Raw genomic sequence first — 14672 nt, 5'->3', positions numbered from 1 at the left:
ACATGCCCCTGTCCCATGATGAAATTGCCCGGTTTCTGAAATCCGTTCACCCTTATGACGCGTTGCCTTTCGACGCCCTCGATCAGATTGTCAAACAGATCGAAGTCTGGGAGGTCGAGGAAGATGCCTCGGTCTATGAGCTGGGCCATAAGTTGCCCGGGGTGTTCGTAATCTATGAAGGACAGGTTGAGATTACCGATGAGAACGGTGCCATCGTCTCTCATCTGGGTCTGCGCAATTCCTTTGGCGAAAGGGGCCTGCTGAAAGACGGCAAGGCCGCCACAAAGGCCCGTGCGCACACACCTTCGGTCCTGATGGTTCTGCCGCCGGATCTGGTGCGGAGTTTGATCGATGACCACGATGTGGTGGCAAAGTTCTTTGACCGCACACGTGGCGACCGCAGCGGCCCGCAAAGCCTGGCTACCAGCTCGATCGACGTACTGATGGCGCATAATCCGGCCACCTGCCCCGCTGACACGTCGGTTCAGGACGCCGCAAGGATTATGCGTGACAAACATATCTCGTCGCTCTGCATCACCGACGAAGATCGCTTGCAGGGCATTGCGACCTTGCGGGATATTTCGGGCAAATACGTTGCAGACGGCTTGCCAGCCACCACGCCGATCTCTGAGATCATGACCGCAAACCCTGTGACCCTGTCACCCAGCGATATCGGGTCGGATGTGCTGCATATCATGATGGAGCGCGGCATAGGCCATATCCCGATCTCCGAAGGCGGTCGGCTGGTCGGGATCGTCACCCAGACCGATCTGACCCATTATCAGGCCGTGAACTCGGCCGAGCTGGTGCGTCGAATTGCGCAAGCCAACACAGCCCAAGAGATGGCGCGCGTCACCGAAGAGATCCCGCAGCTTCTTGTGCAGCTGGTTGCAGGCGGAAACCGGCATGAAATTGTTACCCGTCTGATCACCGATATCGCGGATACGGTCACACGCCGCCTTCTTGCCCTGGCTGAAGCTGAACTGGGCTCGCCCCCGGTTCCGTATCTGTGGTTGGCGTGCGGCTCGCAAGGGCGGCAGGAACAAACAGGCGTATCTGATCAGGACAATTGCCTGATGTTGGATGACAGCGTGACTGACGCAGACACGGCCTATTTCACCAAGTTGGCCAAATTCGTCTCGGATGGGCTCGACATTTGCGGATATTTCTACTGCCCCGGCGACATGATGGCGACCAATCCGCGCTGGTGTCAGCCGGTGCGCGTCTGGCGCGACTATTTCAAGGGCTGGATCGCCAAGCCAAACCCCGAGGCGCAGATGCTGGCCTCTGTCATGTTCGACCTGCGCCCCATCGGTGGCGCGTTTGAGTTGTTTGCCGACCTGCAAGCCGACACTCTGGCGGCGGCTCAAGCAAATTCGATCTTCGTGGCGCACATGATTTCCAACTCGTTAAAACACACGCCCCCGCTGGGGCTGCTGCGCGGTTTCGCCACGATCCGCTCGGGTGAACATCGCAACACGCTGGACCTGAAACACAACGGTGTTGTGCCTGTTGTCGATCTGGCGCGCATCTACGCATTGCAAGGCGAACTGACCAAGGCCAACACCCGCGCCCGCCTGAAAGCAGCCGAGGCCAGCGGTGTCCTCAGTCCGTCCGGCGCCCGGGATCTGCTGGACGCTTACGACCTGATCGCCGAAACCCGGCTGGAACATCAGGTTCGGCTGGTCAAATCCGGTGAAAAACCAGACAACTACCTGCCGCCGTCCGAACTCTCGGACTTTGAGCGAAGTCATCTGCGCGATGCATTTGTTGTGGTAAAAACGATGCAGTCGGCGGTTGGCCACGGCAAGGGTATGCTGGGCTAAATGCCCCCAAGAACGGAGAGACCACATGTTTCTGGAATTGATCGGCACTATCTTTGCGGGCTTTGCGTTTGCGGGCGTCGTGCTTGTGCTGAACAAGCTGACCGGTGGGCGCTTGCCAAAATGGACCACTCCGGTTGCGGCAGGTCTGGGCATGATCGGCATGACCATCGCCAGCGAATACTCCTGGTATGACCGCACAGTAGGTACTCTTCCCGAAAGTATGGAAATTGTTCAAGAAGTTAAAAACAAGTCCTACTTCCGACCCTGGACATATGCTGTGCCCTTTGTCGACCGTTTCTCAGCCATCGATACACAATCGGTCCGAACCAATGATCAGGTTCCCGATCAACGGCTGGTCGATCTGTATCTGTTTGGGCGTTGGGCACCTGTCACGCATTTGCCAGTGGCCGTCAACTGTGCGGAAAACAGTCGCGCCAACCTTGTAGACGGAGCCGAATTTGCCGACGACGGTCGCCTGATCAACGCAAGCTGGTACCGCACTGAGGGCAAAGACTCCATCATCGAGACCACTTGCGGGGTCTGATCATGCTCACTGGATTAAGTCTGAGACTCAGGATTTTTCTGTTCTTCTGCCTGCTGGCATTGGGGGGAGTTGCGATCAGCGCAGTCGCCCTTTGGATCACCTATGCCCGCGCGGAGAACCCCGAACTACTGGACGCTTTCATTTTTGCCGAAATCCTGATCGGGTTTGGCTTGCTAGCCCTGATCGCCGGTGTCTGGCTTCTGTTTGACGACAATGTTGCAAAACCGATCGAGCGCCTCTCGGCCCAATTGCGCGCGCGTGCGCATGCCGGGGTCAGCACGGATCTGGACATGCAAGCGGCGCGCTATCTGGGGGATCTCGCCCCGGCCGCAGCTGGACTGGCGGAACAAGTGGCTTCAAACGCGATGCGAACTGCCGAGGCCGTAGCTACGGAAACCGCTCATCTCGCGGCCGAGAAACAGCGTCTCACCGCGCTGCTGACGGAAATCCCGGTCGCCATGCTGCTGGCCAGCCCCAAGCATCAGATCGTGCTGTACGACGGGCAGGCAGCCGAGGTTTTGGCCCAGATCGCGCATCCCCGCCTGAATGCCTCGCTTTTTGAGTATATAGAGGCAACCGGCCTGACCGACGCCTACGCAAAACTGAGTAAAACCGGCAAGGACGTCTATTGCACCCTGTCCAGTATCGACGGCAAGCAGACCTATTCCGCCCGAATGAAACCGCTGGGGGGCGCGCCAGGATATATGCTGGTCTTTGATGACAGCGCTGCGCAGATTTCCCCTGATGAGGCACGCCCGCTGGTTTACGATTTTGAGTTGCTCGACACGCCGGGCGATGACGCGTTCGAGAACCGCACCCTGTCTGATCTGTGTTTCGTGGTCTTCGATACCGAAACAACCGGGCTGCTGCCGCACAAGGATGAAATCGTTCAGATCGGCGCGGTGCGCGTCCTCAATGGCAGGATCGTTCAGGGCGAACATCTGGACATGCTGGTGAATCCGGGCATTCCAATTCCCCCAGCCTCTACCAGGGTGCACAAGGTCAGCGACCATATGGTTCAGGGCGCGCCGGATATCACCCAGGCCGGACGCGTGTTTCACCAATTTGCACGCGATGCGGTGATGGTGGCGCATAACGCGCCCTTCGACATGGCGTTCCTGCGCCGTCACGGGCCGAGGATGGAGGTCGAATGGGACCATCCGATCCTGGACACGGTTCTTCTGTCTGCCGTCCTGTTCGGGGCCAGCGACACGCATACGCTGGACGCCCTTTGCGAAAGGTTGGACATCACCATCCCCGAGGCGCTGCGCCACACTGCACTTGGCGATGCTGTTGCCACGGCTGAAGCGTTGGTCAAGATGCTGCCGATCCTGCAGGCGCGAGGCTTTACAACATTTGGTGAGGTCATAATGGAAACCCGAAAACACGGGCGTTTGCTGGAAGACCTGAACTGACGGTTTAAATTGCAGGCAACAGTCAGCTTTTCGTGGACAATCCGGGCCGCGCGTGGCACCAGATGCGCGGCCAAGGAAGACGCGCGCAATGACCGAAAAGACCTTTACCCCTACGCCGGATCAAAGCCCCGCCTTTCGCGAGGCGCTGGGGTGCTTTGGCACTGGCGTCACCGTGATCACCACACAAACCGAAGGTGGGCCGCGTGCGATCACTGTGAATTCCTTTGCCTCGGTCTCATTGGACCCGCCGCTGGTGTTGTGGTGTCTGGCCAAGGAATCGTACCGTTTCGATGCCTTCAGCAGCTGTGAACATTATTCGATTCATGTGATGGCACAGGATCAACAGGATCAGGCGCTGCGGTTTGCGCGTGACGGTGCGGATTTCTCACATGCAGATTGGACTGAGGATAAGGCCGGTCGCCCGCAATTGACCCAATGTCTGGCGCGGTTTGATTGCCGCCTGCATGCGCGGCACGACGCCGGGGATCATCTGATTATTGTCGGTCAGGTGGATCAGGTAATGTACCGCACTGGCAAGGGTTTGATCTTCAAGCGCGGTCAGTTCGGTGGGTTTGTCGACCTGATCTAATCGTCCAGCGATCCATGCACGGCAAGCGCCTCAAGCTGGGCGTCCTGCGGCGTGATGACTCGATAGCTTTCGTGCACACCTGCCTCGCTCAACTCACGGGCTACGGTGAGCAAAGTGTTGGCGGCATGGTCTTCGCACAGGTCAGACATGTGATCGATTTCGGATTGTGCGACTCCCATTGCGGCCTCGACCGATGGCGCGCCGTAGAATTGTACAAAATGTTCGGCCAGATTGCGCGTTATCTGATCCTTCTCTGCAGGCTCGATCTGTGTCACGGCGACAAATGTGACGCGGCCAAAGGTCTCCAGACCCAACCAGCCATTTGCAAATGCCTGCCGCGCCTTACCCTCAAGATCGGCATCGCTCCAGTTCGAAAACTCGAACCCGCCGGACACGCACCATTCTCCGGTACGGGCCGGGGAATGAAACACATTCATATCGCTTTCGTCGAAATGGATTGCGCGGGCCAGTTTCATCGTCCGTTCTCCAACACTTCGGTCAGGGGGCGCAAGCGCGTGTCTGCACCGTCGCGGATCAGCATCCCGAACCGCTCATCCGTTCCAAGGAACACACCGCCGTCCGTTAGCGGATCACCAACACCGCGCAAAAGCGCCATCCAGTCGGTATGCAACGGCGCGTTGCCTTCCTCTTGCCATCGATTGAGCCAGGTCAACATGTGACGAGACCAGCTTTCGACCAGTTGCGTCGCGGAAACCTCTGCGCACCCTTCGTCATAGAGCGCGGTAACGTCCGGGTTCGCACCCGGCGCTTCGCTGGTTTGCAACAGCGCCAGTTCCCAACCAACAATCAGCCAATCCGGCTCGTCTTCGGCTGAGGTGTCCGAGGCAGCGACTCGAAACTTCCCACATTTTGCGCCGTTCACGCAGATCAATCCGTCCCAGCCGAGATGCACGGCAACCTCGGGCGGAGCCAGAGCGCCCAGCGCATTCTGAAACCCCACAGCGCAAAGGGGCAGCATCGCCATGGCGTCTCGCAACGGCACCTCGGGCGCAAAGACGATGGCAACGCGCAGGCGGTCGGCCTGAATGTTGTAGACGACCGTTCCCGCGTCACAACCCAGTGCTGCCATAGCCTGCGCGCGGTCGAACGGGTCTTCCCCACCCTGAACAGAGTGGCCCGACAGCAATGGGGGAAAGACCGGCTGGCTCATGCGAAGCCGTTCGAGATCAGGTCGCGTGCGATTTTGCGGAACGACTCGGCCTGTGGGCTGTCGGGTTTGCTGACCACGATGGGCGCCCCCCCGTCGGCAGCGACACGAATATCCAGATGCAGCGGAATCTCACCCAACAACGGTACACCCAGCGTCTCAGCCTCGGAGGCGACACCGCCATGGCCAAACACATGCTCTTCGTGCCCGCAGTTCGAGCAGATGTGGGTCGACATGTTTTCAATCATACCCACGATCGGAGTCTTGAGCTGGTTGAACATGTCGATCCCCTTGCGGGCGTCGATCAGGGCCACATCCTGCGGGGTTGAGACGACGATAGCACCGTCCACCTGGAATTTCTGACTCAGCGTCAATTGCACATCGCCGGTGCCGGGTGGAAGGTCGACGATCAACACGTCCAAAGCGCCCCACTGCACCTGACCCATCATCTGTTGCAGCGCGCCCATCAGCATGGGCCCGCGCCAGACAACGGCCTGACCTTCGTTGGTCATCAGCCCCATGGACATCATGGTCACGCCGTGATTGCGCAACGGCAGGATGGTCTTGCCGTCCGGGCTGGCCGGACGACCGGAAACACCCAGCATCCGGGGCTGCGACGGGCCGTAAACATCAGCGTCCAGCAGACCCACACGCCGCCCTTCGGCAGCCAACGCACAGGCGAGGTTGGCGGACACGGTGGATTTGCCGACGCCACCTTTACCGGATGCGACCGCTATGATCCGATCGACACCCGGAACGGCCTGCGGCCCGGTTTGCGATGGCTTGGGCTTCGGCTTCAAATCCGGCGGGGCCTTTTCGGAATGCGCAGTCATCATGGCCGAGACATTGGCTACACCGTCAACCATCTGCGCGGCTTTCTCGGCCGTTGCCCGTACAGGCTCCATCTGCTCGGCGTGCTTCGGGTCGATCTCAAGCACAAAACGCACGGTTTCACCTTCCACGTTCAGTGCCCGCACAACGCCCGCGCTGACAATATCTTGCCCGGACACCGGATCGGTAATCTTTTTCAGGTTCGCCAGAACCGCTTCACGAACACTCATGCCTCGTTCCCTTTGATGCGCCCTGCCGACAGGGGCGTGCGTATCGATTCGCCACTCATTGCATGTGTCTCCGTCTCTTTCAGTTTATTTGACGCATCGCGCCCCAACCCATTAGGCTGAGCCATGCGCTTTGTCCTCTTGTGCCTGAGCCTGACGCTCTCTGCCACCCCCTCTTGGTCACAAGAGGCTATTGGGCTTGCGGCCCCGGCCGAGGTGAAAAACTCTGGTCTGTTGCAACATATTCTTCCTCGCTTTTCTCTCAAGACCGGTATTCGCGTTATTGCGGATGACACAGGCGTTATGGTCCTGAAACCCGCCCCGCCCGGCGATCCGGTCTTTGCCCGCAATGATATAATCTATCACCTCACCATCGAAGACAATAAGCGGCAGGCCCGGTTTCGCGACTGGCTGCGTTCGGAGATCGGCAAGCGCACCGTTGAGAGTTTTGCGCCCGCGCAGGGGACGCCCTTTACCGCCAGCTTTGATCTGACGGTCACTCAGTCGGACGAAACCGTCGACGGCGATACCGTGCTTGGCGAGGAATTGTCGATGACCCATTGCGGGCGGTGCCATGTGATCGGGCCGAAAAACCGAATGAACGGGCTGGGGTCGACGCCTTCTTTCGCAGTGCTGCGCGCAATGCCCGACTGGTCTGAACGGTTTGAGGCGTTCTTTGCCTTGAACCCCCACCCCGCGTTCACGCAAATAGACGGGCTGACACCGCCTTTTGACCCCGAACGCCCGTCTCCCATTCACCCGGTCGAGATCACGCTGGACGATCTTGACGCGATCCTCGCCTTTGTTTCGCGCATCGACGCGGCAGATCTTGGTGCCCCGTTGCAGTTTCAATGATCCTTTCTGTCCGAATAATAGTCTTCGGTGGTAACGACCCGAGGCTTGGGGTTTGACTGGAACGGATTGTCCTGCTGTTGGAACTGCGTATTCACCCGACAATTGTCACACATCTGGATCATTCGTGCCTGATCCGACGTGGCAAACATCGGGTGCGTGCCCGAAAGCTTCTCCATGATCCGTTCCACAGTAGATTTCACCCCAAACAATGCACCACATTCAACGCAAGCAAAGGGCTCCTCTTCATTGAGCACCTGCTGCGACAGGGCCGCATCACTCAAATCAAGCTGAGGAACCAGCGTGATCGCGTCTTCCGGGCAGATCGTCTTGCACATCCCGCATTGCAGGCAGGCATCCTGTTGAAAGTTCAGCTGCGGCTTGTCCGGGTTGTCGATCAGTGCACCAGACGGGCACAACGACACACAGCTGAGACACAAGGTGCAACTGTCCTTGTTTACCGCCACTGCCCCATAAGGCGCATTTTCGGGCAGCGGCAACGGTGCCTCAGCCTGCGGGTTCAGAGCCTGCGCAGCCAATCGCGCGATCTGTCGGCGATTCCCCAGTGGCAGAACCGGATCAGCCAGGGGCTGCGGCACGTCTTGACCATAGAGCAGATCAGACATGGTATCGGGATCAACCTCATCAATCAGGCCGATCCCGTCTGACCCGGCAATGGCGTGTGCCAGTGCAACCTCGCGATCCAGCGCGTCCCGCTCGGTCGTGGGCGCGAGCAGCACATCCACACGAGCAAATCCGTGCGCCAAGGCGGCAAGCATCTCGGCGTGACCGACGCCCGATATAACATTTAGTTCCAACGGGATAACATCCGAAGGTAAACCTCGACCAAAGCGTGCTGCCAGCCGGATCATCTCGGACCCATGCGCATCATGGATCAGCAGTCGAGGCGCAGAACCTCCTGCACGTCGATAGGTGCGCGCCAGGATATGCATCCGGGACAACAGCGCCGATACACTCGGGTCCTCATAGGTGATCGCGGTTGACGGGCACAGGGCAGCACACGCACCGCATCCGGCGCAGACCATCGGATCGATGCTCACATGCTCTCCCGCTGGTGTAATCGCCCCGGTTGGGCAAATATCCAGACAGTTGGAACAGCCCACCTGTTCGGCCCGCGAATGCGCGCAGAGTGTTTCTTCCAACCGCACGTACAGGGGCTTTTCAAAGGTTCCAACAAGTTGCGCAGCCTCAAACGCCAGACGCTCAACAGCCACCGCGTCTCTTGGATCGGCCCTCAGATATCCCTCGCGCTTGGCTGGGGCCTGTACAAAAGGCGTGCTCCCTGTCAGGTCGAGAATAATGTCACAGACGGAATGTGCACCATCCTTAGGGTCAGTCCAGGTGAAGGCGCCACGCCCACCCGGCACAACCTGCTGCAAAGCGTCTAGACGCAGGGAAAAACCGCCCAGCGCCCCGGACACGGACTTCACCCTTCCGCGCACCACATCGAAAGCGCGCGAGGTCGGCTCTGCCTGATCCGTGGCAAGAACAGTCACGGCCAAGGTTCCCGCCAATTTCTCAGCCAGATCAAATCCCACCGCACCGGGGCCGATGATGAAACAGGTTCCCTCGCTTATGACATCGACGCTGGGCGTGACCGGTTGCGGCAACAACGCCTCAGCCGCCAATGCCGCCATCTTGGGTGCCGCATCTGCGCCCTGTTCGGACCAACCCGCACGGTCGCGCAGGTCGAAAAAGCCGGGCGTGTCGATATTCAGTTCGTCGGCCAGAGACTGGAAAACCTCCTGTTCCTGCAGGCAGGCGATCACGGTTTCCCCATCTTGCATCAGGTCGGCGGCGGATTGCAGTTGGGTCGTGCAAAGGGACGTGTGAACCTTGGAACAGGTCATCCCGCAGGCGCTTTCGATCCTCTCCGGGTCCAGCGCCTGTGTTCCGGTGCAGTCGCATAACAGTATTTTGGTGCCCATGTCCCCTCCCGTGGGAAGCCATCCCGTGCAATTAAGGCTGTATCCTCAGCCCGACAACTTCAACCCCCCTGAAGAGCGCCGGGTGCCAAGCTGCATTGGGGCGCAAAATGGCAGGAAACCAAAGTGTTTTGTGCCCCGCTCACGAAGATGCGACCAAGACGTACGACCAAAGTCTAAGAGCGCAGGCTTGGCACAAAGACAGATTGTGTACCATAGTGTTCATGGAAAGGCACGGGAGAGCCTTACAGGGAGGAACCAGTGGCCAAGGCCGCAAGCCAAATCGAAATGCCGGTTGGCGTCATCGTGCGCAAGACACCCGGGGTCACACGTTGGGCCCGTTGGAGTTGGCGCGCAGTGGCCGCCGTGCCCGGTGCAGGCCCTGCCGATTGGCAGGTTCTGCGTCGCGAAGGCGATGCGGTTGAATACCACGCAGCCACCCTGCCCCTGACCCTTTGGGCAGATGAGACCGAGGCTTACCTGGTTAATCTATCGGACGGTCAGCCATCGCTTTATCTGGTGTTGCGGGATGAATTGCAGGGGGATGTTCCTCTGAACGCGGTACTTGTCACGGCCTCACCTTTTGAGGGGCAGGACTATGCCGATACCGGCGAAGAGATCGTCGAGAAAATCCCCATGACCGAAGGGCTGATTGCCTGGGTGAGGGACTTCACGCTCAAGCATCATGAGCACGAAGTGTTCATCAAGCGCCGCCGGGACAAGAAACGCACCGACTTGGTCGAGGATGGCAAGGGCGACGCTCGTATCCGTCAGGACTCGGACGTCTACCGCGCGCCCAGAAAGGTGCTGCAATGACCCAGTCCCGCGATTTCTGGTCCCGCCGAAAGGCTGCTGTTCAAGCTGAAGCTGAAGCCGAAGTGATTGCGGTCGAAGAACAAGCTGTCGCGGCGCGGCAGGCCGAATTGCAAGAGAAGAGTGATGCCGAGATACTGGCCGAGTTCGATCTGCCCGACCCGGATACGCTGCAACCAGGCGATGATGTGTCGGGCTTTATGGCAAAGGCCGTACCTGATCGCCTGCGTCGACGTGCATTGCGGCAGTTGTGGCGCCTGAACCCGGTTCTGGCCAACGTGGATGGGCTGGTTGACTACGGCGAAGACTATACCGACGCAGCCTGTGTGATCGAGAACCTCCAGACGGCGTATCAGGTTGGCAAGGGCATGCTGGCCCATGTCGAAGCGTTGGCGGCGGCGGAGGCCCCCCAAGAGGATGAGAGCGACTTCGAAGTTGAGCCCTCGCTTGAACTGGAGACGGAGCCAGAGCCTCAGATTGACTCACCCCCTGCCTCAGAGGTGCCTCTGGCAGAGGCAGAAATCGAGGTCGAAGACGAGATGGAAATGACCCCGGCGCCACGCCGCATGAAATTTGAATTTGAAGGATAACGGATGACCGCAAGCAACGCGCAAAATATGGACATCTCGGCCGAGGATCGGCTGCGCGCGGATTTCTATAATTTTCTGGGTTTGCTTTTGGCGGGCCCACCCGATCAGTTGCTTCTGGGACAGATCGCGGGGCTGAGCGGAGACGACACCGATCTGGGTCAAGCCATTCAGGCAATGGCGCGTGTGGCCAAGGTCACCAAGCCCGCCGCCGCCGAGCGTGAGTTCAACGCACTGTTCATTGGGCTGGGTCGTGGCGAGTTGCTGCCTTATGCCAGTTTTTATCTGACGGGGTTCCTGAACGAAAAACCTCTGGCGCAATTGCGCAATGACATGGCCGTCCGGGGGATCACCCGTGCGCAGAATGTGTTCGAGCCCGAAGACAACATCGCCTCGCTGATGGAAATGATGGCGGGCCTGATCGTCGGACGTTTTGGCGCCACTGCATCGCTCGAGGACCAAAAGGCGTTCTGGAACAAGCATATCGGCCCCTGGGCCGCGCATTTTTACTCTGATTTGGAAGCTGCCGAAACCTCGGTTCTTTATGCATCCGTCGGCACAGCCGGGCGCGTGTTCATGGAGATCGAGAGGGAAGCCTTCCGAATGACGACAGCGTGATGCGCTGTCATTCGCCAGCGCTCAAACGGGCGTTACACTGCAATTGGGAAAGGAGGTTCCCATGAGCAAGACCAAGGAACAAGGCGCCTCGCGCCGTGACTTCCTGAAACTGGCCGGAACCGCAGCGCCTGCTGCTGTTGCCGCCGCAAGCCTGACCGGGGAAGCCGAGGCAGCTGAGCTGCCGACCGACGAAACCCGCATTCAGGACACCGCGCATACACGCGCGTACATCGAAAGCACCCGGTTCTAGGATCGGACGCCTTCACATCCGACAGACGGTTGCGATTGGCCCTGACGTCGGCTTCAGCAGTACTAAGCCAGCCGTGGCGTACACGGCGCGCAAGGGAGGAAACAAATGCTTAGGAAAAAGACCAACGGGGTTGCGAGACGCTCCCAGCGGACAAGTATCCTGTCCCAGGTCGGCGAAAAAACCGTCGATCGCCGCGCATTCCTGCGTGGCTCGGGCCTGACGATCGGCGGTCTTGCCGCGATCAGCGCCACGGGTGGAACCGTGACGCCAGCCAGTGCCCAGACAGCGGCCAATCAGGCCGTCGAGAATATCAAATCCATCTGCACCCATTGCTCGGTCGGATGTACGGTTATCGCCGAAGTGCAGAACGGTGTCTGGATCGGGCAGGAACCCGGTTGGGACAGCCCCTTCAACCTGGGCGCACACTGCGCCAAGGGCGCTGCCGTTCGAGAGCACGCGCATGGTGAACGCCGCCTCAAGTACCCGATGAAAAAAGAAGGCGGCGAGTGGAAGCGCATCAGCTGGGAAGAAGCGATCAACGAGATCGGCGACGGCATGATGAGCATCCGCGAAGAATCCGGGCCGGACAGCGTATACTGGCTGGGTTCAGCCAAACATAACAACGAACAGGCCTACCTGTTCCGCAAGTTTGCTGCCTATTGGGGCACGAACAACGTGGACCATCAGGCCCGTATCTGCCACTCAACCACTGTTGCGGGGGTTGCGAATACATGGGGCTACGGCGCCATGACCAATTCGTATAACGACATCCACAACTCTCGGGCTATCTTCATTATCGGCGGTAACCCGGCCGAGGCGCACCCGGTCTCGCTGCTGCACGTTTTGCGCGCGAAAGAGCAGAACAACGCCCCGCTGATCGTCTGCGATCCGCGCTTTACGCGCACCGCGGCGCATGCGGATGAATATGTCCGCTTCCGCCCCGGTACCGACGTCGCTTTGGTCTGGGGTATTCTGTGGCACATCTTCGACAACGGATGGGAGGACAAAGAGTTCATCCGCACCCGTGTCTGGGGGATGGACCAGATCCGTGAAGAGGTCGCCAAGTGGAACCCGGATGAGGTCGAACGCGTCACCGGTACGCCGGGATCGCAGCTGAAGCGTGTTGCGCGCACCATGGCCAACAACCGTCCTGGAACGGTGATCTGGTGTATGGGTGGCACGCAGCATACCAACGGCAACAACAACACCCGCGCTTACTGCGTGCTACAGCTTGCGCTTGGCAACATGGGCACCTCGGGTGGTGGCACCAACATCTTCCGCGGCCATGACAACGTGCAGGGTGCGACGGACCTCGGTGTTCTGTCCCATACCCTGCCCGGCTACTATGGTCTGTCCAAGGGAGCATGGGGGCATTGGGCCCGTGTCTGGGGTGAAGAACCGGAATGGCTAGCTGGCCAGTTCGCCTCGATCAAAGACAAGGAAGGCAAGGACAAGCCGCTGCAGAACGAACGCGGCATACCTGTTTCCCGTTGGATCGATGGTGTTCTGGAAGACCCGGCAAACATGGATCAGGACAACAATGTCCGCGCTATGGTTCTGTGGGGCCACGCGCCCAACTCGCAGACCCGGATGACGGAAATGAAGACGGCGATGGAGAAGCTGGACATGCTGGTCGTGATCGACCCGTATCCCACCGTCTCGGCCGTTCTGCATGACCGTACCGATGGCGTTTACCTGTTGCCCGCCTGTACGCAGTTCGAAACTCGTGGCTCGGTCACGGCATCGAACCGGTCGCTGCAGTGGCGCGACAAGGTTGTGGAACCACTGTTCGAAAGTCTGCCGGACGAGGTCATCATGGCCAAGTTCGCAAACAAGTTCGGATGGGCAGACCGGCTCTTCCGCAATATCGAAATGGATGACCCGGAAACCCCGAATGTTGAAAGCATCACACGTGAGTTCAACTCGGGCCTCTGGACCATCGGTTACACCGGTCAATCGCCGGAACGGCTGAAAAGCCATATGGCCAACCAGCATACGTTCGACAGAACCACGCTGCAGGCAATCGGCGGACCAAACGACGGCGAGTACTATGGTCTGCCCTGGCCGTGCTGGGGAACCGCCGAGATGGGTCATACGGGGACACCAAACCTTTATGACATGTCCAAACCGGTGGCCGAAGGCGGCCTGACATTCCGCGCCCGTTTTGGCGTGGAACGTGATGGCGACAACCTGCTGGCCGAAGGGGTCTATAGCGCTGGCTCGGAAATTCAGGATGGTTATCCCGAATTCACGATGCAGATGCTGATGGACCTTGGCTGGGACGGTGATCTGACTGCCGAAGAACGCGCGGCGATCGATGCCGTAGCAGGTCCAGAGACCAACTGGAAAACCGACCTTTCCGGTGGTATCCAGCGGGTCGCGATTGAGCATGGCTGTGCGCCCTTCGGGAACGCCAAAGCCCGCGCGGTCGTCTGGACCTTCCCGGATCCGATTCCAATCCATCGCGAGCCGCTTTATACGCCACGTCGCGATCTGGTGGAAGACTATCCGACCTACGAGGACCGTCAGGCCTATCGCCTGCCTACCCTTTATGCTTCGATCCAAAAGAACGACTTTTCAAAGGATTACCCGATAATCCTGACGTCTGGTCGTCTGGTCGAATATGAAGGCGGCGGCGATGAGACACGGTCGAACCCGTGGCTGGCTGAGCTGCAGCAGGACATGTTCGTCGAGATCAATCCGCGCGATGCCAACAACCTTGGTATTCGCGACGGATCACAGGTCTGGGTCGAAGGTCCCGAGGGCGGCAAGGTCAAGGTGATGGCGATGCTGACCAATAGGGTCGGTGCCGGCGTGGCCTTCATGCCGTTCCACTTTGGCGGCCATTTCCAGGGCGAAGACCAGCGGCACAAGTACCCCGCCGGAGCAGACCCCTATGTGCTGGGTGAAAGTACCAACACCGCCCAGACCTATGGCTATGATTCAGTGACCCAGATGCAGGAGACCAAGTGTACTCTCTGCAAAATCTGGGCAGCGTAAGGAGGA

General features: G+C 59.2%; 14 protein-coding genes. 10 read left to right on the top strand and 4 right to left on the bottom strand.

The window, feature by feature from the left end; genetic code table 11:
• Window positions 1-2: 2 nt before the first annotated feature.
• The 4 genes from AC2FJZ_RS05810 (at window position 3) to AC2FJZ_RS05795 (ending at window position 4374) form a co-directional block, all read left to right on the top strand.
• On the top strand, window positions 3-1826 hold the full coding sequence (locus AC2FJZ_RS05810) for a DUF294 nucleotidyltransferase-like domain-containing protein (RefSeq protein WP_496776473.1): 1824 nt from the start codon (window positions 3-5) through the stop codon (window positions 1824-1826).
• Between the two features lie 25 nt (window positions 1827-1851).
• Window positions 1852-2370, top strand: coding sequence for a hypothetical protein (locus AC2FJZ_RS05805; RefSeq protein ID WP_496776471.1), 519 nt, complete (start codon window positions 1852-1854; stop codon window positions 2368-2370).
• 2 nt (window positions 2371-2372) lie between these two features.
• On the top strand, window positions 2373-3785 hold the full coding sequence (locus AC2FJZ_RS05800) for a 3'-5' exonuclease (protein WP_496776469.1): 1413 nt from the start codon (window positions 2373-2375) through the stop codon (window positions 3783-3785).
• Between the two features lie 88 nt (window positions 3786-3873).
• Window positions 3874-4374 carry a flavin reductase family protein gene (locus AC2FJZ_RS05795; RefSeq protein WP_496776468.1) on the top strand — a complete coding sequence of 167 codons (501 nt, stop codon included), beginning with the start codon at window positions 3874-3876 and terminating at the stop codon, window positions 4372-4374.
• Here the strand turns inward: AC2FJZ_RS05795 and AC2FJZ_RS05790 are convergent.
• Genes AC2FJZ_RS05790 through AC2FJZ_RS05780 form a run of 3 tightly spaced genes read right to left on the bottom strand, consistent with a single transcriptional unit; the run spans window position 4371 to window position 6603 of the window.
• Window positions 4371-4850: a DUF6505 family protein gene (locus AC2FJZ_RS05790; RefSeq protein WP_050603604.1), complete on the bottom strand. Its 480-nt coding sequence runs from the start codon at window positions 4848-4850 to the stop codon at window positions 4371-4373. The two genes, AC2FJZ_RS05795 and AC2FJZ_RS05790, sit on opposite strands and share 4 nt — an antisense overlap.
• On the bottom strand, window positions 4847-5545 hold the full coding sequence (locus AC2FJZ_RS05785; protein ID WP_496776466.1) for a biotin/lipoate--protein ligase family protein: 699 nt from the start codon (window positions 5543-5545) through the stop codon (window positions 4847-4849). Before AC2FJZ_RS05785 ends, AC2FJZ_RS05790 begins: the two co-directional genes overlap by 4 nt.
• Window positions 5542-6603 carry an Mrp/NBP35 family ATP-binding protein gene (locus AC2FJZ_RS05780; protein ID WP_496776464.1) on the bottom strand — a complete coding sequence of 354 codons (1062 nt, stop codon included), beginning with the start codon at window positions 6601-6603 and terminating at the stop codon, window positions 5542-5544. The genes AC2FJZ_RS05785 and AC2FJZ_RS05780 overlap by 4 nt, the downstream gene beginning before the upstream one ends.
• A gap of 123 nt (window positions 6604-6726) precedes the next feature.
• Here AC2FJZ_RS05780 and AC2FJZ_RS05775 point away from each other — a divergent pair, with 123 nt between their 5' ends.
• Window positions 6727-7455: a hypothetical protein gene (locus tag AC2FJZ_RS05775; RefSeq protein ID WP_496776462.1), complete on the top strand. Its 729-nt coding sequence runs from the start codon at window positions 6727-6729 to the stop codon at window positions 7453-7455.
• Here the strand turns inward: AC2FJZ_RS05775 and AC2FJZ_RS05770 are convergent.
• Window positions 7449-9401, bottom strand: coding sequence for a 4Fe-4S binding protein (locus tag AC2FJZ_RS05770; protein ID WP_496776460.1), 1953 nt, complete (start codon window positions 9399-9401; stop codon window positions 7449-7451). The genes AC2FJZ_RS05775 and AC2FJZ_RS05770 overlap by 7 nt on opposite strands.
• Before the next feature lie 258 nt (window positions 9402-9659).
• Between AC2FJZ_RS05770 and AC2FJZ_RS05765 the strand changes: the two genes are divergently transcribed.
• The 5 genes from AC2FJZ_RS05765 (at window position 9660) to AC2FJZ_RS05745 (ending at window position 14666) form a co-directional block, all read left to right on the top strand.
• Window positions 9660-10214 carry a DUF3305 domain-containing protein gene (locus AC2FJZ_RS05765; RefSeq protein ID WP_496672645.1) on the top strand — a complete coding sequence of 185 codons (555 nt, stop codon included), beginning with the start codon at window positions 9660-9662 and terminating at the stop codon, window positions 10212-10214.
• Window positions 10211-10801, top strand: a complete 591-nt coding sequence (locus tag AC2FJZ_RS05760) for a DUF3306 domain-containing protein (RefSeq protein WP_496776458.1) — start codon at window positions 10211-10213, stop codon at window positions 10799-10801. The genes AC2FJZ_RS05765 and AC2FJZ_RS05760 overlap by 4 nt, the downstream gene beginning before the upstream one ends.
• A gap of 3 nt (window positions 10802-10804) precedes the next feature.
• Window positions 10805-11416 carry a TorD/DmsD family molecular chaperone gene (locus tag AC2FJZ_RS05755; protein WP_496672649.1) on the top strand — a complete coding sequence of 204 codons (612 nt, stop codon included), beginning with the start codon at window positions 10805-10807 and terminating at the stop codon, window positions 11414-11416.
• Window positions 11417-11477: 61 nt separating this feature from the next.
• Window positions 11478-11666, top strand: coding sequence for a ubiquinol-cytochrome c reductase iron-sulfur subunit N-terminal domain-containing protein (locus AC2FJZ_RS05750; RefSeq protein WP_050603611.1), 189 nt, complete (start codon window positions 11478-11480; stop codon window positions 11664-11666).
• A 105-nt stretch (window positions 11667-11771) separates the two neighbouring features.
• Window positions 11772-14666 carry a formate dehydrogenase subunit alpha gene (locus AC2FJZ_RS05745; protein WP_496672652.1) on the top strand — a complete coding sequence of 965 codons (2895 nt, stop codon included), beginning with the start codon at window positions 11772-11774 and terminating at the stop codon, window positions 14664-14666.
• Window positions 14667-14672: the final 6 nt, after the last annotated feature.

Source organism: Ruegeria sp. CDSA079, assembly GCF_059612245.1.
The sequence above is the reverse complement of the archived record's forward strand: the minus strand, read 5'-3'. Positions and strand labels throughout refer to the sequence as shown.